The sequence below is a fragment of the Rhodococcus erythropolis R138 genome (assembly GCF_000696675.2).
Taxonomy (GTDB): Bacteria; Actinomycetota; Actinomycetes; order Mycobacteriales; family Mycobacteriaceae; genus Rhodococcus_F; species Rhodococcus_F erythropolis.
This window is the reverse complement of sequence record NZ_CP007255.1, coordinates 944,986-965,535: the sequence shown is the minus strand read 5'-3', so window position 1 is coordinate 965,535 and position 20,550 is coordinate 944,986. Positions and strand designations below refer to the sequence as shown.

Sequence of the window (20,550 nt, the reverse complement as noted above, 5' to 3'; positions counted from 1 at the left end):
CTTCTGCGATTCACCTACTGGCAAGTCACCTACAAGGAAAGCACGGGACGGCACGCGCCGACGCATCCACGTCCGACCCGTGTTTGAAACTTCGACCAATGGGTACATGTCTGCTCCTGAGGTGGCGGCACGTCACCATGAAGACAGGACGAACCTTGCATATGCGACGCGCCGCGGGTGCCGAGAACGTGGACGAAACCGCAGGCGGAGATGAAGGCGGCAGTAAGAACGTTCTCACTCGGGCTATAACCGGCCCACTCCTTTTCGTGTTCATCCTCGGAGACGTCCTGGGCGCCGGTATCTACGCATTGGTGGGCGTCATCGCCGGTGAAGTTGGTGGAGCCGTCTGGGTACCACTGCTCGTAGCGCTCGTCATGGCATTGCTGACAGCAACGTCGTATGCCGAACTGGTCACCAAATATCCGCGGGCGGGCGGTGCAGCAGTATTCGCCCAACGGGCGTATCGGAAACCTCTGATCTCATTCCTCGTCGGCTTCTCGATGCTGGCGGCCGGTGTCACGAGTGCAGCAGGACTAGCCCTCGCATTCTCGGGTGACTATCTCAAAGCCTTCATCGACGTCCCGACCGTTCCAGCCGCGCTCGTCTTCCTCCTCCTGGTGGGGCTTCTCAATACCAGAGGCATCAAGGAGTCGATGCGCGCAAATGTCGTCATGACAGTCGTGGAGGTCACCGGCCTCGTCATGGTTGTCGTCCTCGCCTGCGTAGTTCTCGGGCACGGCGACGGAACCTTGAGCCGTGTCGTGGAGTTCGACGACAGTCGATCGCCTGCACTCGCCGTGTTGGCAGCGGCGCTCCTCGCGTACTACTCGTTCGTCGGCTTCGAAACGTCGGCGAACGTCGCCGAAGAAGTGAAGAACGTGAGCAAGGTCTACCCACGCGCACTGTTCGGAGCCCTGTTGACGGCGGGCGCCGCCTATGTCCTTGTCGGCCTGGCTGTCTCGGTGGTGCTGCCCGCCGACGAGCTCGCCGCGTCCTCCGGCCCCTTACTGGCAGTGGTGTCAGCCGCCGACGTCGGTGTTCCGCCTCGCCTGTTCAGCCTGATCGCTCTGGTAGCCGTCGCCAACGGCGCACTGCTGACAATGATCATGGCAAGCAGGCTGACTTACGGAATGGCGTCGGAAGGGTTGCTCCCCAGCGCATTCGCGCGCGTGCTGCCGCGGCGCCGGACCCCCTGGGTGGCGATCATCGCAACCACAGCCGTTGCCATGGCTCTCTGCGTCACCGGATCGTTGTCAGCCCTGGCAGAGACGGTGGTACTCCTGCTGCTTTTCGTATTCATCAGCACCAACATCGCGGTCCTGGTTCTGCGTCGTGACGCAGTGCAACACAGCCATTTCCGGACACCGATCATCTTTCCGATCCTCGCCCTCGGTACGTGCGTTGCGTTGCTCACCCAGCAGAGCGCCGCAACGTGGTTGCGCGCATCATTACTCTTGGCGGTCGGAGTAGTGCTGTACGCCCTCTCCCGTCGTCGATCCACGAAGTAAGGTGCGATGTTCGAAAGGGGGTGTGATGACCGACAGTTCTGACACACCAGATGTAATTCAGCGTCGAGAGCGAAAGATCAACAGGCGAACCCTGACGTACGGCCTGTCCGTCGTTCTGGCTACCGCGGCACTGGTTGTCGCGATCGTCTGGTTGGGCTCCCGGCGGGGCGAATGCTTCGGTACCGACACCTTGCTGTGCTCACAGAAAGATCGCCGACTGGCCGTCTTCGTCCCGAGCCTCATGCTGCTACTCGGCTCCGTAGGCGCGTTCTTGCGAGCCTCCCTGCGATTGCACCGTCTGCGGCGCCTCTACATCCGGCCGTACATGGCGTGGCTCCTGACGGGGCTCACCCTGGTGTACCTGGCGGGAGCCTTCATCTTCATCGAGGGCAATATTCTCTGAATACATCTGTTCGGCAATCGGATTCACAGACCGAAGCGGTAGCTGTCGTTCAGAATCGTGTGTCGTCGATGGCAGTAAGGACCACTTCTCGAACCGATGACGAAGACGACAGATTCGAGATGGAGCGCACGGTATCCACGACGTCGTGCACGGGAACCAGAGACCCATCTCCGCGGGCAGCAGCGATGTCTCGGGGCACATCGAGTCGATCTTCCGTGTTGAGATATCCGAGGTGAAGGACCGTCACTGCGAGTCGGTCCTTCCGGTAGCCCTCTCTCAAGGCGTCGGCAATACCGTTGATCGCGGACTTCGATGCGCCGAACGCAACTTCCGGCCTACCGCTTCGCGGGAGCCCCGAGGTAGAACCGGTCAAGAAAATCCGAGGCCGAGGACGCCCGATCATCCGTGGGATCAGGCGCTTCGACAAAAGGATCGTGCCGGTGATGTTGGCGTTGATCATTTCCAGCATTTCGACGTCGGATTGATCTGTGAACACATAATCGGAAGTGAAGGCGTCCCCTTCCCAGATTCCGACGTTGCAAATCAGGGTGTCTACACCTCCGACAAGCTCCTGGTCGATCGAGTTCGCTGCCGCAACAGGGTCGGTCAGATCTGCTTCGATCCACTCGGAGACGTCGAACCCGTCAGGGCGCCGACGAGAAATACCGACAACGTCGTGACCATCGCTCCTCAAGCCCTCGATCAATGCACGACCAAGTCCCCGGCTCGCGCCGACAACAACTACCCTCGCCACAATTGCACCCTTCTGCCCGCTCTGTTCACATCCAATGGATGACACGACACATTCATGTACGCCGAAATACGTTGCCCTCGAGCGTGACAACGGCACCGGCCGCCACGAGCCGCTGAAGGTGCAGCTGCGCAGTTCGTCGTTCGACTGCATCGACGTACGGCGCGGTGACGTGTGGACGGTAGACGAGGCGATGCGCGACGATGTCTTCCAACTGCCTTGGTTCACCGAGAAATTGGACGAGTCTTTCTTCGCGGCTGAGCAATTTGTCGCGGTAGGCGGTCAGCCGGCGACGGAACTCGTCGCTGCCTTCGACGACGCCCTTTTGATGGAAGGTGCCGTACCACCGAGCGTCGATGCCCGCGGCGCGGTCGATGGAGGCGAGGAAGTCGTCGACGCTACTGCCCAGGTCGCCGTACATCGGGCCGAAGGAGGTGAGATCGATGTCGGCGACATAGAAGAAGCCGTCGGGCTCGATGAGGAGGCCACAATGTCCGGGAGTGTGACCAGGTAGGTGAATGACCGTCGCCGTGCGGTCTCCGAGGTCGAAGACGTGGCCGTCGGCGATCCCGGAAACGTCATCGTGCGTCGGGGGAATGCCGTACTGCGCTGCTATTGAATGTTCGACCTCAGCTCGCTCCTCGGGGCGGAGGCCGTAATTTGTGAGCATCGTGTCAAGGGAGGCGACCGACGGTGCGTCGAGGTTGTGCGCGTACGTCGGTGCTTGAAAATGCCGGAGACCGGCAACGTGGTCCTCGTGGCCGTGACTGATGAAGACGAGGTCTGCGCCCACGGGATCTCGGTCGAGGGAGAGGGACGGGTCGATCACCAGCGTGCGTTCGGATCCGTGCACGACCACGGTGTTTCCGAAGGGGACGGTCCCACCGTTCTCTGGTACCAGCACCGAGACTTTGCCAAATTCCCTGGGTGTGAACATCTCTCGCTTCTCCCTGCGGCCATCGGGTAGTGAAGTTGTAGATCTCGAAGCAATCGAAGGTATCGCTGACAGAGACCTCAGTCAGTATGCATGGCCGGGTCAGCGGGCCGTACGCGGATCGTCCTGGACTACCCGGTGAGCTCTTCACGAGCAGCGACAAGGACTTCCTCGGAGAGGGACGATCCCTTGGTGGCTCGCGAGAGGACCAGAGCGCCGATCATGGTCGAGAGACGCACGAGCCCGTCATGCTCCTTATCCGCGAGCGCCTTGGCAAAATCACCGACCCCCTCGACATACACCCGACGGGCCTCACTGTCTGCCGGCTCGCGTGCCATGTCGGCGGCGAGTGCAGCAGCGGGACATCCGTCTGCCGGATTGTCGCGATGCTCCACGGAGAGGTAGTTGTCGATCAGGGCTTGTCGAGCCTCGTCACGCTGCCCAGCGTGCCTTTCGAGACCTGCTGCGTGCAGCTGCGCCAGTTCAGCGAAGGCATGGGTGGTCGCTTCGTCGATGAGCGCGTCCTTGGACGCGAACTGCTTGTAGAAACCACCGTGGGTCAGCCCCGACGCCTTCATCAAGTCGGCGACGCTGAGGTGAGTGCCCTTCTCTCGGAACAGACGAGCTGCGGTTTCCACGACGCGCCGACGGTTCTCTTCCGCTTGTTGCTGCGATACGCGGCCCATCACAACGCCTTCCAGTTTGGATTTCACTTGACATCTATCCTAGCCCACACTTAGATTTGATTCATAATCTAAATGTCACCGACAGTCACAACCCTGGGAGAATCATGGACCTGAACAAGACGGTTGCGGTCGTCACCGGAGCCAATCGCGGACTCGGCCGCCATCTGGCGGCAGGGCTCGTCGAGCGCGGCGCGAAGGTGTACGCGGCTGCCCGCAATCCGGAAACTGTCGATCTGCCCGGCGTCATCCCCCTGAGGTTGGACGTGACGGACGCCGAATCGATCACCGCCGCAGCGCAAATCGCATCGGATGTGACCTTGGTGGTCAACAACGCCGGAATCTCTACCTCGGCACCCTTGATCGGGGGCGACATCGATGACGTTCGCCGCGAGATGGACGTCAATTTCTACGGCCCGCTTGCCGTGACCCGGGCGTTTGCTCCGGTCGTCGAAAACAACGGAGGCGGAACAGTACTCAACGTTCTTTCGGTGCTGTCCTGGTTCCATCCGGCTGCGCTCGGGTCTTACGCGTCATCGAAGGCTGCGGCGTGGGCGATGAGCGACGCCGTTCGAGAAGAACTGGCGCCGCGGGGAATCGCCGTCTCGGCACTGCACGTTGCATACATGGACACCGACATGGCTGCGGGCGTACCGGCCGAACAGAAGATCGATCCGGCCGATGTCGCCGCGCAGGCCCTGGACGGCATCGAACGTGGGCTGGCTGAGATCCTCGCCGACGACACCACCCGATACGTCAAGGGGAGTCTGTCGTCGTCGAACTCAGAGTAACCAAGGGGCTGTTGACGAGTGACACTCATCCCACCGTTTTGAGACTCGCCAATCTGCCCAGGATCGGTGCCCGCCAAGCCGCGAGGTCTTCCGGACCGTTTTCTTCCCACAACTCGTACAACTCCGACGTGTCGCTGTCTGCGACGGCACGCTCGAGTGCGGTGAGAACCCATGCCTTCTGCTCCGGACTCAAGCTTCCGGCGTACCCGGCGGCATCAATCTCGGCCAGCTGCACAGGCGCCGGTGCAACCCCGTGCGCAACCGCAAGGATCTCGGCGACGGCAATAGCTGTTTGAGCATCATCGGCATCGAGGTAGCCGTCGTCGGGGTGGCGTGCGTAATCGTCGATATCGTAGTCACCCGCCTGTACCGCGCTGAGCAGGTCGCCCGCTACGTCGTTGTCGAAAGGTCCTGAACCCCAAGTTCCCATGCTGTCTCTCCGATCCGTACCCGCGTCATCTGTCGTAACGATATTAGTGAATCACCGGCTTCAGCGAGGTTCCTCGGGCTGGAAGTACTGCGTTCGCCGGAAATCGACGTCAGCGCAACGGCACCCGAATGATGCGGTCATCACCGGGGTTGGGGTCGCCGCGTCCGTCGGTGTTGTTCGTCAGCATCCAGAGCGCCCCGTCCGGTGCGACTACAACATCACGGAGGCGCCCGTATTCGTCGACAAATTGCTCGTCGGCGGTCGCGGGATCGGTCAAGGGCACCGTGCGGAGTCGCTCACCACGAAGATTGGCGATGTAGATCGTGCCGTCGTGGATGGCGATTCCGCTGGGGCTGGCATCGTCAGGTGACCATTGTTGGAGCGGGTCGATGAATCCGTCTTCACCCGCAATCCCTTCGACCTCGGGCCACCCGTAGTTTCCGCCTGCTTCGATCTTGTTGAGCTCGTCCCAGGTGTCCTGCCCGAACTCGCTGGCGTACATCGTGCCGTCCCCTGCCCAGGCAATGCCCTGGGAGTTGCGGTGGCCGTAGCTGTAGACAAACGAGTTCGGAAATGGATTATCCAGCGGCACATCGCCATCCGGAGTCATTCGAAGGATTTTCCCGGACATCGAGTCGAGGTCCTGAGCCCTGTCTCGACTACCGGCATCACCGACGGTCACGTACAGAATCCCGTCCGGGCCGAACGCGATGCGACCACCGTTGTGGTAGTTGGCCGAAGCGAGCCCGTCGAGAATCGTCTCGGCCGGCCCGAGCGCGAATTCCCCCGGAGCACCGATGATGTCGAAGCGTTCGATCCGGTTCTCCCCGTTCGCGGTGAAGTACGCGTACAGGCGGTTTTCACGTACTGCGATCCCTAGTAAACCGCCCTCACCTCTGGGGCTGACGCCGTCGACGACTCCCACCTCGCGGCTGTTTCCGCCGGCGTCGAGTTCGAGGATTCGCGCGCTGTCGCGCTCACTGACAAGTGGTGTGTCGCCGTGGAATGCGATCGACCAGGGCGCGTCCAAGCCGTCGGCGACGGTCTCGGGTTCACCGAAGGCCGCGGCGGGCGCCGATCGTGTTGTCGTGCTTGCCTGCTGACGGGGCCCTTCAGGATCCTCGCTACCGCAAGCCGTCAGGAAGGCCGAGACGAGCACGGCGGCGCCCAGTCCTCGGATCTGTCGTCGTGTCATGGGCGCGTCTCCCGGGTTCAGGCAGTCTTTGCGCCGACGGTAGCGCGCAATCGGCCACACCGGGAGTCCCTTCGAGTACCCCCAACGACCGGGACTCCCTCGCAGGCGACGGGCGTGATGCCCTGGACGGGTGCGCCACGACATGCGCGTCGTCAACAGAAAGAGAACTGACCACCTCATGATTTCCGCCCCGACCGTCGAAGAAACCGGCCGCCTGCCGCTCGTGATCTACGTGCTGGCCGTCGGAGTTTTCTTGATGGGCACAACCGAATTCGTCGTCGCCGGCATTCTTCCCGAAATCGCGGGTGACCTCGGTACGTCGATCGCGAACGTCGGCCTGATGATCACCGTCTTCGCGATCGGAATGATCGTCGGCACGCCGGCGATGGCGATCTTGACACTCAGGGTTCCCCGACGCGTGACCTTGAGCTCGGCGCTGGTTGTTTTCGCGATCGGACACGTCATCGTCGCGCTCTCGTCCAACTTCGGACTCATTCTCGGCGCCCGCTTCCTCACAGCCGTGGCGACGGGCGCATTCTGGGCAGTCGCCGCAGTGGTCGGAGCAAAAGCGGCCGGCCCGGCGTCTTCCTCGCGCGCGCTCGGCATCGTCTTGGGCGGAGGCATGCTCGCGAACGTCATCGGTGTTCCGCTCGGCGCTCTGGCCGGTCAGAGCATCGGGTGGCGTGGTCCTTTCTGGGCCCTCGCCGCCCTCGCGCTCGTCGCCGCGGCCGTCGTCCACCGATTGGTACCCGCCGACACCGACTCCGGTGCGGTGCCGTCCTGGCGAGCGGAGATCGCGAGCCTACGGGACGAACGCATCTGGCTCGTTCTGTCCGGTTGCGCCGTCGTGTGCGGGTCGTCGCTGGCGGCGTACAGCTTCATCTCTCCGCTGTTGACCGAGAACACGGGACTTGCTGCGTCGGCAGTGCCGCTAGTGCTTGTCGGCTACGGACTCGGTGCGTTCGTCGGCTCCAATCTCGGCGGTCGACTCGGTGCGAAGCATCAGTACGGGGTCTTGTTCGTCTCGGCAGCGATGACGTTTCTCGTACTCGGGGCGCTCTGCCTCTTCTCGCACAACGTGATCGTGACGGTGATTCTCGTAGTCATGCTGGGACTATTCGGCATGTCGACCAATCCCATCCTGATCGGGATGGCTGTGCGTTATGCCGATCAGGCACCGACGATGGCTTCTGCTCTCAGCACCTCGTCGTTCAATCTGGGCACGGCGGTCGGCTCCTGGATCGCCGGGTTCGCGTTCGCCTCGAGTCTCGGTGCCGCTGGGCCGGTGTTGGTAGGCACCGGCGTTGCCGCTCTCTACTTTCTGCCGCTGATGATCCTGTTGCGCAAGGAACGCACGAAGCGCACCGCCGCCGAAGTCGTCAACTGACGACCCGATCAACCGTCGCGCAGTTCGTCAGCCGTCCGTCAGCGACCGCTCCGACACGTGAGGCGCAGAGTCCGCATTCTCACTGGCTGCCAACGAGGCGAGTAACTGCATCCGTTCCGCGGACGGCGATCCCGGCTCTGCGGTGTAGATCGTGAGCGTCAACCCCGGCTCGGCTGCCATCTCCAAACCTTCGAAGGCAAGCGTCAGCTCCCCCACGGCGGAGTGGTGAAAAGTCTTGAATCCGGTGCCGTGATGGCGGACGTCGTGCGCGCCCCACCGACGCCGGAATTCCTCACTCCGAGTGCTGAGTTCACCGATCAGATCGTGCAATTCCTTGTTGTGAGGATCTCGCCCAGCCTCGGTTCGCAGAATCGAGACGGTCACCTCGGCAAACGCGTTCCAGTCCGGATAAAACTCGAAAGCCCTTTCGTCGAGGAACGTGAAGCGCGCGATGTTCGGGGGCTGCCCCGGCATGTCGTAGAGGTCCTTGTAGAACGCACGCGCGAGTGGGTTGACCGCAAGAAGATCCATGCGACCGTTCCGCACAAAAGCGGGTCCTGCAGTGACTGCATCGAGCGCCCACTGCAGGCTCTGATGGGGCTTCCAGCCCTTCGCATTTCGCCGACGCGGGGGCCTGGCTACCGGGCTTGCCGCGTGCGCGAGATCAAATAGGTGGGCGCGCTCGGCGTCGTCGAGTCGTAGTGCCTTCGCGATACTGTCGAGTACTCCCGGCGATGCGCCGCTGATCGCTCCGCGCTCGAGCCTGGTGTAGTACTCGACGCTCACTCCGGCAAGGGTTGCCACTTCACTTCGACGTAGACCGTCCACGCGGCGGTTCGATCCGGCCGGCAGTCCAACTTGTTCGGGCGTGACTCGGGCGCGCCGCGAGGTCAGGAATTCGCGTACTTGCGCTCGATCGTCCATGCCATCGAGCGTAAGTCAGTGACCGGTAGCGAGGGAGTCCCTCGCAGTACCACTATCGCGCGGGACTCCCGCACGCCGCCGAATCGTGATCAGGTTGAAGTGACACGAAGAAACCGATGGTGAGGAGCCACGTCATGCGCGCTGTCGTCATGCATGCCCCCGGCGATGTCCGGGTCGAAGAGATCGATGCGCCGGTGATCGTCGAACCGACCGACGCGATCATTCGCGTTACAGCCACCTGCGTCTGCGGTTCCGACCTCTGGCCTTATCGCGGCATCGAAGAGCTGAATGGCCCGACGCCGATGGGACACGAATACGTGGGCGTCGTCGAACAGGTCGGCCCCGAGGTCAAAGACATCGAAGTTGGGGACTTCGTCGTGGGCTCGTTCGTCGCGTCGGACAACACCTGCGAAATCTGCGAGGCCGGCTTTCAGTCTCGCTGTATCCACCAGGTCATGATGGGCTCGGTCGGCACCCAATCCGAATACGCTCGCATCCCGCTCGCGGACGGCACCCTCGTCCCTGTCCGCGGAGAGCCGACCGAGCGGCAGGCTCGCAGCCTCCTTGCAGCCTCCGACGTGCTCGGCACCGGTTGGTTCGCCGCCGTAGCTGCGGAAGCCGGACCTGGCAAAACAGTCGCCGTCGTCGGCGACGGCGCAGTCGGACTCCTGGCGATCCTCGCTGCCAGACAACTCGGCGCCGAGCGGATCATCGCCATGTCACGTCACGCCGACCGGCAGGCACTCGCCACGCAATTCGGCGCCACCGACATCGTCGAAGAGCGGGGCGACGCGGGCATCGCGAAAATCAAGGAACTCACCGGCGGCTACGGCGCCCACTCGACCGTCGAAGCCGTAGGCACCCAAGAATCGATGATGCAGGCTATCGGAGCTACCCGCCCCGGCGGACATGTCGGCTACGTCGGGGTATCCCACGGCGTCGAGCTCGACGGCATGAACCTGTTCTTCGCGACGGTGAGCCTGCTCGGCGGTCCCGCGCCGGTCAGGCGATTCCTACCCGAACTGATCGAGCTCATCATGACCGACCAGATCGACCCAGGCATCGTCTTCGACCTCACTCTCCCGTTGGAGGACGCCGCCGCCGGCTATCAGGCGATGGACGAGCGGCGTGCCACCAAAGTGCTACTCACCCTCTGACCGATACCAAAGGCTCACGAGACAGAACTGGGCTCTACACGCCGATCGAGGAACGTCTCGGCTACCAACGAGAGGCGCTCTTGGTTTACCGAGCAGCATGTTCACTGATCACAGCGAATGCGTTTGACACCGAAGGTGAGGATGGGCACTTCGATTGGTGCGCAGCTGCTTTGATTCAAAAGGATGCTACACAACTGATATGCACCCCCACCAGCGGAAACCGATTGTACGAGTGAATGTTTCAATGAGATCGACTCGGCGCTACTTTGCAGCAACGAAACCCGTCTCTACCTACGGTTGCGTACTGAATTCCTTGTGGGGCAGGCTTTCTTGTGTACTGCTGACGAGCCGTATCTGCTGACGAATCGTATTGCTGACGAACCAAGGTCGGAGAACAATGGGTCACTACAAAAGCAACGTGCGTGATATCGAGTTCAATCTGTTCGAGGTGCTCGGGATCGGCGAACTGTTGGATGCCGGCGCATACGGGGACCTCGACACCGACACTGTGCGCAACATTCTTGCGGAAGTAGCGAGACTGGCAGAAGGCCCGGTCGCCGCGTCCTTCGCCGACGCGGATCGGAACCCTGTCGAATTCGACGCACCCAATCACGCAGTTGTGGTCCCGGAACCTCTACGCAAGACGGTCGAGGCTGTGAACGAGGCCGGTTGGTCGCGACTCGGCCTACCAGAAGACATGGGTGGTGTTCCTGCTCCGGCACCGTTGGTCTGGGCGATCGGCGAAATGTTGGTCGCGGCAAACGGATCCGCAAGCTTTTTCAACATGGGTCCACTGATGGCGAGCGTGCTCTACACCATCGGAAACGAACAGCAAAAACACTGGGCCAAAGAAGGATTCGAACGCGGATGGGCCGGAACGATGGTGCTCACCGAACCAGACGCCGGATCCGATGTAGGCGCAGGCCGAACAAAGGCAATCGCGCAGGACGACGGCACCTGGCACATCGAGGGCGTCAAGCGATTCATCTCCGGCGGTGACGTCGGAGACACGGCCGAGAACCTCTTCCACTTGGTCCTTGCCCGGCCCGAGGGAGCCGGTCCAGGAACCAAAGGTTTGAGCCTGTTCTACGTTCCGAAGTCCCATTTCAACTCGGACACACTTGAACTGGGAGAGCGCAACGGTGTGTACGTCACCGGCGTCGAGCACAAGATGGGCCTCAAGTCTTCCCCAACTTGCGAGCTCACCTTCGGAGCGACGGACGTTCCTGCCGTCGGCTGGCTCGTGGGTGATGTCCACAACGGTATCGCCCAGATGTTCCAGGTCATCGAGAATGCTCGAATGATGGTGGGCACCAAGGCTACCGGAACACTGTCCACCGGCTATCTCAACGCCCTCGAGTACGCAAAAGAACGAATTCAAGGCGCAGACCTCACCGAGCTGACAAACAAGACCGCGCCCCGTGTGGCCATTACGCACCACCCCGACGTCCGACGCAGCCTGGCGATGCAGAAGGCCTACGCCGAAGGCCTCCGAGCGGTCTACCTCTACACCGCTGCACACCAGAATGCCGATGTCGCCGAGTTGGTTTCGGGTGCGGATGCCGAATTGGCGGCGCGGGTCAACGATCTGTTGCTGCCGATCGTCAAGGGCGTCGGCTCCGAGAAGGCCTACGAACTGCTCACCGAGAGCCTGCAGACCCTGGGCGGCTCCGGTTATCTTCAGGACTACCCCATCGAGCAGTACATCCGCGATGCCAAGATCGACACCCTGTACGAGGGCACCACGGCGATCCAGGCGCAGGACTTCTTCTTTCGAAAGATCGCACGCGACCGCGGCGTTGCACTCGCTCACGTAGCCGGTCGCATACGAGAGTTCATCGACAGTGAGGCCGGGAACGGTCGACTCAAGGCCGAGCGAGTCCTACTCGAGACCGCCTTGACCGACGTGCAGGAGATGGCCGGGACGCTCACCGGCTATCTGATGGCTTCCCAGGACCAACCCTCCGAGTTGTACAAGATAGGCCTCGGCTCGGTGCGCTTTCTGTACGCGGTAGGCGACCTGCTCATCGGATGGCGCCTGTTGGTGCAAGCGGAAGTCGCGTTGGCAGCCTTGGACCGTGACGCGTCGGCAAAGGACCGGTCGTTCTATCGGGGCAAGGTGGTCATCGCGTCGTACTTCGCCAAGAACATCCTGCCTATCCTGGCGTCGACGAAAGAAATCCTGGGTTCCCTCGACAACGAGATCATGGAACTCGAGGAAGACGCATTCTGACAACGTGCCATAGTGAAAGCAGCCCTGATACGTACATGCAGAACTGCGTGTGGACGGTCTCGTTGCTCGATGACGGTCAGTGCCACCTCGCGCTCGACGCTGGACCACGGCCAAAGGGCAAGAGTGCAGGAACCAGTCCCCTGATCGGCGTCAGGGTCGTCGGGCCGCACATCGAACAGCCTGTACAGGAGTTGACGGCCCTGATCGCCGGCGAAGTCCAGGACGAGCTGGCCGGCGGATTTCCCTTTGTGCACTGGCCCATCGAGAAGGACCGACTCTTGATGCCGACATTGCGTGGCGGACGCGCGGTATGGGTGGTTCGCAACGCTGATCGCATTGTCTCCGAGATCGGCGAACTCTGCCCGAGATGAAAATGCTTGCTGCGTGATTCAAACGTGGTCGTGAACCGGCGACGGAATCTTGTTGGAACGATACGAGTCTCCGCTCCGGTTCGGCCGCCAGAGACGCCAGTGTTTCGCGGACAACCGGAACGGGAGATGGTCTTGTAGGTGACGAGCACCGGACGACAACCGTTCGTCTGCAGGCAGGTTGAGCCAAAGGGACAGTGAGGATGTCGCGTTGCCGAGGGTTGCGCGTATGCCTGACTCGCCGAGAATCCGGCCGTATCCATCTACGGCAAAACGGCCGAACGTGTCGGGGGTGATGTCGGGGTACGGCGCGCGGGTGTTGGGGTCGATCAGGCGTACGGGCGCGCTGCAGGTCAGCGCCGCCACAGAACGTCCGTGGGTTGTGACCGCATCGCAACCAACGAGGGCATCGAGCGCTTCGTTGACAGAACCAGGTGGGACGTTCCATTCGGTATGGGTTTGCGCTTTGTAGCGGGGCCCACCGAAGAGCTCGGTAGCGAACGATGACAACTGCGCGGTCGGCTCGGATGGCCCACTCTGGTAGATCTCGAACGTCCACGACGGCAAAGACACTGGTTCGGTGCAGGATTCCAGGAATGTCTGCAGCCGCTGAAATGCAACATCGGGACGCTTGACTCGAAGCGAGTGTGCACCACCGGCGGACCCGGGCAACCCGTCGTATGTCACTACTTCCGGCAATCCGGCTTCCGGTGTCCGCGCCGTCACAGGTTAGCCAATCGCGAAATCACTACCCCGGCTGGTTCCTCCGTCGCATGGCGATAGCCAGTGCCGGCCCACAGGTGCATTCGCTCGGGATCTGCCTGCGCAACAGCGGCTTTGCGCATCGGATTGGTCAGGTGATGTATGGCCGGGTACCCGATGGGCGCTTGTGCGTCGTAGCGATCGATGAACTCGTTCCGAAGTGCCCGTGCAGGACGTCCCGTGAAAGCTCTTGTGACGACCGTGTTCCCGCGTGACGTGTCGGCCAGAGCTGCCTTGTGCGGAGCCGAGGCACCACTCTCCTCGGTGCGCAGCAGTACGGTACCGACGACTGCCGCGTCCGCTCCGGCACGTAAGGCTGCAGCGACGTCGGCGGAGGTCGCCAGTCCACCGGCCGCCAATAGCGGAACAGAGGTGCGATGACGGATTTGTGCGATCAGTTCGGTGATCGGTGTTTCTGCCGGAACCTGCAGGGGAGTGAGCGTTCCGGAGTGGCCGCCGGCAGCCGACGATTGCACAACAAGCAGATCGGCACCGGCGTCGACGGCAAGGAGCGCCTCTGCCTTCGAAGTCACAGTGAGGACGACAAGTGAACCGGCAGCGCGCAGCGCCTTGATGACGCCGGGTGTGGGAAAGCCGAAGGTGAAGCTGACCACCGGAACCGGGCTGGCCAGGAGCAGATCGATCTTGTCCTCGAAGTAGTCGTCGTCTTCGACCGGCTCACCGTCAGCCAGTGTGATGCCGTAGCGATCCGCCTCGACCTGGATCGCCCTGGTATAGGCACGGTAGGCATCGACGTCGACAGGCACCGGGTTGGGCGCAAAGACGTTGACACCGAACGACACTCCCTCGGCGCGCACGGCGTCGATCTGGTCGGACAGAGCCTGAGGCGTCTTGTACCCGGCGGCGAGGAAGCCGAGACCGCCTGCGCGAGAGGCAGCAGCAACAAGTGCCGGTGTGGAAGCGCCGCCGGCCATGGGGGCTGCGATGACAGGGACCTTCAGGTCGAGATCGGTTGTGAGTGCGCTCATTCGAACATCTCCAGTCCTACGTCGGGTAGTGCTCCGGCGGTTTCGTCATCTGACATCAAAAACTACCTCCTCAGTCGAGGTGGCCGTCCGAGGGTCCGCATCGAGATCGGAAGGGAATCGGAACCGCAAAACCGCGGCGGCCACTGCCGCGCCCAGGACGACGGCCGCACCCAACAGCAGAGCGTCGCGATACCCGTCTCGCAGCAACGGAGTGACAACGAGTGGGCCGAGAATCTGACCGACGCTGTATCCAGCGGTCAGCAACGCCACTGCGCGTGGGAACTGCAGGTGCGCGCCGATTGCCAACACAATTGACCCGATACCAAGGAAGGTGACACCGAACAGGAAAGCTGAAATCAGTGCGGGGCCGACGCCTCCGATCACAGCAGGAAGCGCTATGCCCACCGCCTGAATCAACAGGGCAACGAGAAGCAGAGTCGGCCTCGACCAACGCAGGCTGAGCCAAGCCCACAGGGCGCACGAGGGAAATGCGGCCAGACCGACCACTATCCAAGCGCCGCTGCCGACCCATTCTGGAGCGGCGAGATCGATTGCGGCAACAAGGAACGTGCCCGCGATGATGTAGCCGATGCCTTCCAGGAAATAACTGATGAACAAGGCAGTGAACCCGCGTTGGGAACTGGGAGTTCCCGGCGCGTCCGGTGTGATGATCGGACGCGGTTCCGGCGTCAATCCCCAGGCTGCGACCGCACACACCACCGCAAGGGCCGCAGATGCCAGCCAGGCTGTACTCCAGGTACCGATGAAGCGGACGACGAACACGAGGACCCCGGACAGGGCGATACCCAACCCAACTCCACCGAATCCCCATCCGGCCAAGAATTGGGACTGCCCCCGAAGGTGCGCGTGCAAAGCGCTGACGGCGATCATGAATACGAGGGCACTGGCAATGCCTGCGACGAGCCGCAGGGCGAACCAGATGGATCCGTCGTGGGTAGTGGGCATGAGCGCCAAAGTCGCGATGAGGACCACCAACGACGTACGCATCACCGCTGCCGAGCGCACCACGCCGGGAATGAGGATTCCCGCGAGCGCGCCGATCAGGTACCCGACGTAGTTGGCCGTCGCCAGGGTGGCGCCGAGCGAGGCGGACAGACCGGCCTGCGTGTGCATCAACGGCAGGATCGGTGTGTAGACGAATCGACCGATTCCCATGCTCGCCGCCAGCGCAGCGGCAGCTTGGACAGCGTGCGCTCGCGGGGAGACGCCGTTGTGGATTGTGGTCATGGTCTTATCGTGTGCCCCGGCCGCGCCGGACCGCCACGACCGCTTTGCTCCTGACTGATAGGCACAACCTCCCACCGCACGTAGCATGAAGGATCGTGGAGCTGCGTCAGCTGAGATATTTCGAGGTCGTCGCCGAGGAACTGCACTTCGGCCGAGCCGCGGCGCGGCTACTGATAGCCGGGCCGTCATTGTCGCAGCAGATCATGGCACTCGAGCGCGACCTCGGCGTCAAGCTGTTCGTCCGCGACCGCCGTTCCGTCGCTCTGACGCCAGCCGGCGCGGCCTTGCTCCCTGATGTCCGTGCGCTACTCGAGAGTGCCGAGAATCTGCGACGCCGCGCGGAGCGTCTGTCCGGAGCGGAGCCCGTCCGGATCGGCTACGTCAATTGGCTCCCTACGGATCTGATCGCGCGCACTTCAGGGGTCGCGCAACTGCACGTCGACGCCTGGGTGGTGCCTTCGCACGCGCAGGCCGCGCGGGTAGCGGACGGCAGCCTCGACCTGGCGATCGCCTGGGTGCGGAAAACCGATGTCGCCCAACATGCTCTGAGCGCAAAACTGCTCGGTGCGGATCGGCTGTACGCGGTCTCCACCGGAGAGGACACCACACCGGTGCGGGCACGCGACGTCGTCGTACTCGTCGACGACGACACCACCTCCTGGTATTCGTGGAACGTCTACGCCGAAGAATTCGCTCGCGATACCGGCGCACAGATCCTGCGCATCAACGACGGTGGTATCACCGGTCCGGCATTCTTCGATCACGTCCGTGCCGTCGGCCGTCCGGTCGTCAACTCGCCCAAAGGGCAGACCATCACGTTGCCAAGCGATCTCACTGCACGTCCGGTGATCGACCCCGCGGCGATCTGGACGTGGTCTCTCCTGTGCCGCGAGAACGAAACGCGCCCTGCAGTTCTCGCGGCCGTCGACGCTCTCACCCGCGGCGTCACTGATCTCGAAATCCACGAAGACGGGATATGGCTACCCATGGACGATCCTTACCGGAGGACTCGATGACACGACGCGCTATTCGAGTTTTCTGGGGACGACGGCCGGAATCGGTGCAGGCCGTGGCCTCCCGGTGGCGTCGGACGTTGGAGCAAGTCGAATCCCTGTTGCCCGAGGTGGTCGGCGGGTCGTGGCAACAGATCCATTCCGCTGGACCTGCTACTGCCGTGACCGTCGACCAGTTGGCGCAGGTCCTCGAGAACGCGCAGGCCGCCGAAGACTGGTCGGATCGTCTGGGAATCGGATTGAGGCTCGCATCCAGTGGAGGGTCCGAATGGGGGCTCGAACTCTCCGGGTTGGCGGGCGGCGAACCTGAAATCGTCCTTCAGTCGATGATTATTGCCGTCAGCGCGCCGGACGCCGCCGAAGTTCCTGAGACAGAACTACTTCGGATGCTCGCCGCGGTGTGGGAACCGGACTTCGGAGACGTCACCGACGACAACATCCTCGACGCTCTCGAAGACGAGTCCGACTATCGCGTCGGTGATCCCGTGATCGGCCGAGTCGGCTACCTCTCGTCCGCTCGCGCTGACGCGATCCCGGATGACCTGGCAGCAAGCGTTGCCGCGTTACCGGGCGGCGGCGTGTTGCTACAGATCGGGGCCGTCGATGGGGTCGTTCGGGCGTACGAGCGCCTGCGCGAGACCGGCGCACTCGATCCGCTTCCGCGTCCACTGGACCGCGCAGTCTTCTGAAGGTGGTTACCGTTTGTCGAGTATGGGTAGCCCGGGCGTCGGAACGAACTCTCACCGCGGCACTACCGCCGAAAAATGAACCGAAAGGCCCACCGCATGGTTGACGTCACCCGCAAATTCACCGCCGAGGCACCGATCGAAAAGGCTGCGGCGTTTCTCCGCGACTTCGCCAATGCGCCGACGTGGGATCCGGGCACCGAGAGCTGCACACAGATCTCCGACGGTCCTGTCGGCGTCGGAACCCAGTGGCACAACGTGTCCAAGCTGTTCGGCGTCACCACGGAACTGACGTACACGCTGGTGACCGACGAGCTGAATCACGTTGTTCTCGAAGGAAAGAACAAGACTGCCACCAGTACCGACGACATCACCTTGACTTCGGTGGGTCCGAACTCGACCGAGATCGAATATCACGCGAACGTCGAGTTCAACGGTGCCGCCAAGATTGCGTCGCCTCTCCTGAAGGCGGGATTCGAAGCCAAAGTGGCACCAGAGACGGTGAAGAAGATGACGGAAGCCCTCGAAGCGCTCTGACAAGTCCGTCAGGTTCTTGTCACTGTGTGTTGCCGCCGCTCGCGCCACCGTTGCGAGCTTCGATGGCATCGATGGACTTCGTGAACGACTTTCCCAGCACTTGGGTGCCGACGAGTCCGAGTACCGACGCCAGGAGCTTTCCCTTGAGGTTCTTGCCGTCCCGGACCACGACGGCCTCGACATCGGTCAGGCCCGTCGGCTGCCGGGTCAGCGTGTAGGTATGGCTCGACGCCCCGCCCCACAGGTTGGAGTCGGTGGTTGTCATCACGACGCGGTGCGGGTCGGTCCAGTCGTAGTGCAGACGCTCCCAGATACCACTGGAGCCCTCGGTGACATCAGCATCATGGGGTCCTTGTTGGTGCACTTTCAGGTAGCTGTCCGCACTGCGGCCGAAGATTTCCTCACGGCCCGGGCCGAAGTCGGTCAGGCCGGCAAGGACCTGTTCGGGCGTCGCAGTGGTCGTCTTGTGAAGATGGATCGTGGTCATGGCGCCTTCTTTCAACTGTGGATGATCCGGTGCTGAAAAAGCCGGGGAGTGACTCATCCAGCACACCACTCACACGAAATGAATGAAAGAGAATTGCTCGCCCCGTCTCGATCCGCTGTCTCGATCCGCTATTCGACGCCGCGCCGGCTGGCAGTGATTGCGCCGTGCGGCCTGTAACCGCTCCCCGTCCGGGTATGGGTCTCGATCACGTCGAAACCCGCTGTGACCAGCACCTCGGCAAGTTCGGTCACCGGCCATCGATAACCAGTCGTCGCGGCGTGATCGAAAGGCTCTACCGTTGCGCCTTCGAAGAAGCCGACTAACAATCCACCGCCTGGGCGGATCACGCGCGCGAATTCAGCGAGCGGTGCCTCGATATCTTGCGGGTGATGGTGAATGAGCGAGTACCAGGACAGCACGCCGCCCAGTGAATTCGTTTTCGCGTCCAATGCCTCGAAGCCCCCGACCTCGAAGGAAAGATCCGGGTATCGGGTGCGGGCTCGTTCGACGAACTCGGGCACGAGATCGATCCCGCACACAGCCAGCCCGCCCTGGGCCAGGAAGTCTGTCCACTGCCCCGGCCCGCACCCGGCGTCGAGCACGGGGCCGGTCAAAGTGGCAGCCCAGCTGGTCACCAGGGCCCGATCAGATACGTGCGTCGAATCCATCGAACCGAAGAGGTCCGCGTACTCCTGGGATCTGGCCGAATACGACTTTCTGACTACGTCGCGGCGCGTTGCACTCGAATTCTCCACGCCGTCAATAATTATCGATGTGCACCATTCCTTCGCCACAACTCGCCGAACCGGAGGTTCATACTCTGTTGAAGGCCTACGGTCACGACCGGAAACTGAGGTCACACGGTGGAAGAGAAAGAACTGGCGGCGAAGATCCGCGAACTACTCAGTGCCCGATCGGCCGAGTCGAGCATCTGCCCCTCCGACGTGGCCCGCGCAGCGGCACCCGACAATTGGCGTCCGCTGATGGAACCCGTCCGAGAGGCTGCCCGCCACATGGTGGCCGACGGCGAAGTACAGATCACCCAGGGCGGCGAAGTCGTCGACCCGGAATCCGTACGAGGTCCGATCAGGATTCGGTGGGCTCGTTGATCAACCGCGTGACTTCTGGCGGCACTGCTCTCGCAGCGTGAATCAGCGGAAACGGTCCAGATGCTCACGCAGGAACGCATCCAGGCTTCGTGGCTCACGCCCCAGGACACGTGCCACCGTGTCGGTGGGTGACTCCGGGCGCGAGACGGCAAGTTGCTGGATCTCCAGAATGTGCTCGGCCAGCCACGGAGGCATGTGGGCATGATCGACGAGGTTTTGCCGCAGTTCGTGCGGTGGCAGGTCGATATATTGGACGGGGCGATCGAGCATGCGGGTCAGAGAATCGGCGATGCCGCCGTAGCCGACTGCCTCGCTACCCGTCAGGACGTAGGTACCGCCGGCGAGGTCGGCGCGTGTGAGCACGGCCGCGGCGACGTCACCGATATCTCGGCAGTCGATCCAGTTGCACGGCGCGTCCCGCATCGCGCCCAGAATCACCCCTTGCGCAGCCACCGCCGGAGCCAGGAGCAACAGATTCTGCATGAACGCATAGGGGCGGAGCAGAGTGTGGCGGATCCCGGATGCGCGCAGGTGTTCGCCGACGGCATGGTGGCCGCGGGAGAGAGCGATGGGGGAGTCGGCCGCGGCGGCGGGATCGGAGATCTTGACGATGTGTTCGACGCCGCTCTCGGCGGCTATGTCGATCACACGCGTTTCGAGCTCGACCTGATCGAGTCCGTTGGCCATGGCAAGGAAAAGTTGTTCAGCCCCTTCGAAAGCCGTGCGTAGCGAAGTTGAGTCTGCGGCATCGGCCGGCACTACTTCGACCAAACCGTCGGCCAAATCGCCGAGGTGGGCGCGCAGCCTGTCCGGGTCGCGGGACAGCGCTCGGCTCGGCACACCCGAGGATGCGAGACTGCGTAGCAACGCGCCGCCTGTGGTTCCGGACGCTCCCATGATGACGATCATCGTGTTCCTTTCGGTCTTCCCCGCGAAGCCGGGGATCTTTGACATG

The 20,550-nt window shown here is 62.5% G+C and carries 23 protein-coding genes; 11 read left to right on the top strand and 12 right to left on the bottom strand.

Annotated elements, in window-relative coordinates; all coding sequences use genetic code 11:
* Positions 1–137 precede the first annotated feature (137 nt).
* Together H351_RS04385 and H351_RS04380 are read left to right on the top strand one after the other, a co-directional pair.
* Positions 138–1,508: an APC family permease gene (locus H351_RS04385; protein ID WP_420876483.1), complete on the top strand. Its 1,371-nt coding sequence runs from the start codon at positions 138–140 to the stop codon at positions 1,506–1,508.
* Between the two features lie 25 nt (positions 1,509–1,533).
* The gene (locus H351_RS04380; protein ID WP_020971303.1) at positions 1,534–1,911 is read left to right on the top strand and encodes a hypothetical protein; all 378 of its coding nucleotides are present in this window, start codon (positions 1,534–1,536) and stop codon (positions 1,909–1,911) included.
* Between the two features lie 49 nt (positions 1,912–1,960).
* Here H351_RS04380 and H351_RS04375 read toward each other — a convergent pair whose 3' ends face one another.
* From H351_RS04375 to H351_RS04365, 3 genes are all read right to left on the bottom strand, one after another.
* Complete coding sequence (locus H351_RS04375) at positions 1,961–2,665, bottom strand: SDR family NAD(P)-dependent oxidoreductase (protein WP_029256650.1); 705 nt, start codon at positions 2,663–2,665, stop codon at positions 1,961–1,963.
* 52 nt (positions 2,666–2,717) lie between these two features.
* Positions 2,718–3,599: an MBL fold metallo-hydrolase gene (locus tag H351_RS04370; protein ID WP_029256651.1), complete on the bottom strand. Its 882-nt coding sequence runs from the start codon at positions 3,597–3,599 to the stop codon at positions 2,718–2,720.
* Between the two features lie 128 nt (positions 3,600–3,727).
* Positions 3,728–4,309: a TetR/AcrR family transcriptional regulator gene (locus H351_RS04365; RefSeq protein WP_218959798.1), complete on the bottom strand. Its 582-nt coding sequence runs from the start codon at positions 4,307–4,309 to the stop codon at positions 3,728–3,730.
* A gap of 77 nt (positions 4,310–4,386) precedes the next feature.
* Between H351_RS04365 and H351_RS04360 the strand changes: the two genes are divergently transcribed.
* On the top strand, positions 4,387–5,070 hold the full coding sequence (locus H351_RS04360; protein WP_029256653.1) for an SDR family oxidoreductase: 684 nt from the start codon (positions 4,387–4,389) through the stop codon (positions 5,068–5,070).
* 25 nt (positions 5,071–5,095) lie between these two features.
* Here H351_RS04360 and H351_RS04355 read toward each other — a convergent pair whose 3' ends face one another.
* The gene (locus H351_RS04355; protein WP_029256654.1) at positions 5,096–5,500 is read right to left on the bottom strand and encodes a DUF4259 domain-containing protein; all 405 of its coding nucleotides are present in this window, start codon (positions 5,498–5,500) and stop codon (positions 5,096–5,098) included.
* Positions 5,501–5,609: 109 nt separating this feature from the next.
* Complete coding sequence (locus tag H351_RS04350; RefSeq protein WP_029256655.1) at positions 5,610–6,695, bottom strand: PQQ-dependent sugar dehydrogenase; 1,086 nt, start codon at positions 6,693–6,695, stop codon at positions 5,610–5,612.
* Positions 6,696–6,873: 178 nt separating this feature from the next.
* Between H351_RS04350 and H351_RS04345 the strand changes: the two genes are divergently transcribed.
* Positions 6,874–8,082, top strand: coding sequence for an MFS transporter (locus tag H351_RS04345; protein ID WP_037120637.1), 1,209 nt, complete (start codon positions 6,874–6,876; stop codon positions 8,080–8,082).
* 27 nt (positions 8,083–8,109) lie between these two features.
* Here H351_RS04345 and H351_RS04340 read toward each other — a convergent pair whose 3' ends face one another.
* Positions 8,110–9,006 (bottom strand): helix-turn-helix transcriptional regulator, encoded by an 897-nt coding sequence (locus tag H351_RS04340; RefSeq protein ID WP_029256657.1) that lies wholly within the window; start codon positions 9,004–9,006, stop codon positions 8,110–8,112.
* A 134-nt stretch (positions 9,007–9,140) separates the two neighbouring features.
* On the opposite strand from H351_RS04340, the gene H351_RS04335 reads away from it, so the two are divergent.
* The 3 genes from H351_RS04335 (at position 9,141) to H351_RS04325 (ending at position 12,767) form a co-directional block, all read left to right on the top strand.
* Entirely contained in the window at positions 9,141–10,163 is a 1,023-nt protein-coding gene (locus H351_RS04335; RefSeq protein ID WP_029256658.1) for a zinc-dependent alcohol dehydrogenase family protein, read from the top strand.
* A 397-nt stretch (positions 10,164–10,560) separates the two neighbouring features.
* A complete protein-coding gene (locus H351_RS04330) occupies positions 10,561–12,396 on the top strand; it encodes an acyl-CoA dehydrogenase (RefSeq protein ID WP_020909669.1) in 1,836 nt (611 codons plus the stop codon).
* A 35-nt stretch (positions 12,397–12,431) separates the two neighbouring features.
* Positions 12,432–12,767, top strand: coding sequence for a hypothetical protein (locus H351_RS04325; RefSeq protein WP_244891435.1), 336 nt, complete (start codon positions 12,432–12,434; stop codon positions 12,765–12,767).
* A gap of 18 nt (positions 12,768–12,785) precedes the next feature.
* Here the strand turns inward: H351_RS04325 and H351_RS04320 are convergent, their stop codons facing one another.
* Genes H351_RS04320 through H351_RS04310 form a run of 3 tightly spaced genes read right to left on the bottom strand, consistent with a single transcriptional unit; the run spans position 12,786 to position 15,763 of the window.
* Positions 12,786–13,490: a hypothetical protein gene (locus tag H351_RS04320; RefSeq protein ID WP_021333260.1), complete on the bottom strand. Its 705-nt coding sequence runs from the start codon at positions 13,488–13,490 to the stop codon at positions 12,786–12,788.
* Positions 13,487–14,515 carry an NAD(P)H-dependent flavin oxidoreductase gene (locus tag H351_RS04315; RefSeq protein WP_029256660.1) on the bottom strand — a complete coding sequence of 343 codons (1,029 nt, stop codon included), beginning with the start codon at positions 14,513–14,515 and terminating at the stop codon, positions 13,487–13,489. Before H351_RS04315 ends, H351_RS04320 begins: the two co-directional genes overlap by 4 nt.
* A 45-nt stretch (positions 14,516–14,560) precedes the next feature.
* On the bottom strand, positions 14,561–15,763 hold the full coding sequence (locus H351_RS04310; RefSeq protein ID WP_029256661.1) for a YbfB/YjiJ family MFS transporter: 1,203 nt from the start codon (positions 15,761–15,763) through the stop codon (positions 14,561–14,563).
* Positions 15,764–15,858: 95 nt separating this feature from the next.
* Between H351_RS04310 and H351_RS04305 the strand changes: the two genes are divergently transcribed.
* The 3 genes from H351_RS04305 (at position 15,859) to H351_RS04295 (ending at position 17,999) form a co-directional block, all read left to right on the top strand.
* The gene (locus H351_RS04305) at positions 15,859–16,779 is read left to right on the top strand and encodes a LysR family transcriptional regulator (RefSeq protein ID WP_029256662.1); all 921 of its coding nucleotides are present in this window, start codon (positions 15,859–15,861) and stop codon (positions 16,777–16,779) included.
* Complete coding sequence (locus H351_RS04300; RefSeq protein ID WP_029256663.1) at positions 16,776–17,465, top strand: hypothetical protein; 690 nt, start codon at positions 16,776–16,778, stop codon at positions 17,463–17,465. Before H351_RS04305 ends, H351_RS04300 begins: the two co-directional genes overlap by 4 nt.
* 96 nt (positions 17,466–17,561) lie before the next feature.
* Entirely contained in the window at positions 17,562–17,999 is a 438-nt protein-coding gene (locus H351_RS04295; protein ID WP_029256664.1) for an SRPBCC family protein, read from the top strand.
* 19 nt (positions 18,000–18,018) lie between these two features.
* Here H351_RS04295 and H351_RS04290 read toward each other — a convergent pair whose 3' ends face one another.
* The gene (locus H351_RS04290; protein WP_029256665.1) at positions 18,019–18,486 is read right to left on the bottom strand and encodes a hypothetical protein; all 468 of its coding nucleotides are present in this window, start codon (positions 18,484–18,486) and stop codon (positions 18,019–18,021) included.
* Positions 18,487–18,614: 128 nt separating this feature from the next.
* Positions 18,615–19,241, bottom strand: a complete 627-nt coding sequence (locus tag H351_RS04285) for a class I SAM-dependent methyltransferase (RefSeq protein ID WP_029256666.1) — start codon at positions 19,239–19,241, stop codon at positions 18,615–18,617.
* A 108-nt stretch (positions 19,242–19,349) separates the two neighbouring features.
* Here H351_RS04285 and H351_RS04280 point away from each other — a divergent pair, with 108 nt between their 5' ends.
* Complete coding sequence (locus H351_RS04280; RefSeq protein WP_007735598.1) at positions 19,350–19,595, top strand: DUF3253 domain-containing protein; 246 nt, start codon at positions 19,350–19,352, stop codon at positions 19,593–19,595.
* A 42-nt stretch (positions 19,596–19,637) separates the two neighbouring features.
* Here the strand turns inward: H351_RS04280 and H351_RS04275 are convergent, their stop codons facing one another.
* Positions 19,638–20,549: an NmrA family NAD(P)-binding protein gene (locus H351_RS04275; protein ID WP_244891434.1), complete on the bottom strand. Its 912-nt coding sequence runs from the start codon at positions 20,547–20,549 to the stop codon at positions 19,638–19,640.
* Between the last annotated feature and the right edge of the window lies 1 nt (position 20,550).

Bases quoted from the DNA above. Each gene is read 5' to 3' on its own strand.
- H351_RS04275 (WP_244891434.1), bottom strand. From the start codon at position 20,549: ATGTCAAAGATCCCCGGCTTCGCGGGGAAGACCGAAAGGAACACGATG.
- H351_RS04295 (WP_029256664.1), top strand. From the start codon at position 17,562: ATGGTTGACGTCACCCGCAAATTCACCGCCGAGGCACCGATCGAAAAG.
- H351_RS04325 (WP_244891435.1), top strand. From the start codon at position 12,432: ATGCAGAACTGCGTGTGGACGGTCTCGTTGCTCGATGACGGTCAGTGC.
- H351_RS04360 (WP_029256653.1), top strand. From the start codon at position 4,387: ATGGACCTGAACAAGACGGTTGCGGTCGTCACCGGAGCCAATCGCGGA.
- H351_RS04290 (WP_029256665.1), bottom strand. From the start codon at position 18,486: ATGACCACGATCCATCTTCACAAGACGACCACTGCGACGCCCGAACAG.
- H351_RS04385 (WP_420876483.1), top strand. From the start codon at position 138: ATGAAGACAGGACGAACCTTGCATATGCGACGCGCCGCGGGTGCCGAG.
- H351_RS04350 (WP_029256655.1), bottom strand. From the start codon at position 6,695: ATGACACGACGACAGATCCGAGGACTGGGCGCCGCCGTGCTCGTCTCG.
- H351_RS04340 (WP_029256657.1), bottom strand. From the start codon at position 9,006: ATGGACGATCGAGCGCAAGTACGCGAATTCCTGACCTCGCGGCGCGCC.
- H351_RS04355 (WP_029256654.1), bottom strand. From the start codon at position 5,500: ATGGGAACTTGGGGTTCAGGACCTTTCGACAACGACGTAGCGGGCGAC.
- H351_RS04330 (WP_020909669.1), top strand. From the start codon at position 10,561: ATGGGTCACTACAAAAGCAACGTGCGTGATATCGAGTTCAATCTGTTC.
- H351_RS04300 (WP_029256663.1), top strand. From the start codon at position 16,776: ATGACACGACGCGCTATTCGAGTTTTCTGGGGACGACGGCCGGAATCG.
- H351_RS04335 (WP_029256658.1), top strand. From the start codon at position 9,141: ATGCGCGCTGTCGTCATGCATGCCCCCGGCGATGTCCGGGTCGAAGAG.
- H351_RS04370 (WP_029256651.1), bottom strand. From the start codon at position 3,599: ATGTTCACACCCAGGGAATTTGGCAAAGTCTCGGTGCTGGTACCAGAG.
- H351_RS04380 (WP_020971303.1), top strand. From the start codon at position 1,534: ATGACCGACAGTTCTGACACACCAGATGTAATTCAGCGTCGAGAGCGA.
- H351_RS04345 (WP_037120637.1), top strand. From the start codon at position 6,874: ATGATTTCCGCCCCGACCGTCGAAGAAACCGGCCGCCTGCCGCTCGTG.
- H351_RS04310 (WP_029256661.1), bottom strand. From the start codon at position 15,763: ATGACCACAATCCACAACGGCGTCTCCCCGCGAGCGCACGCTGTCCAA.
- H351_RS04315 (WP_029256660.1), bottom strand. From the start codon at position 14,515: ATGAGCGCACTCACAACCGATCTCGACCTGAAGGTCCCTGTCATCGCA.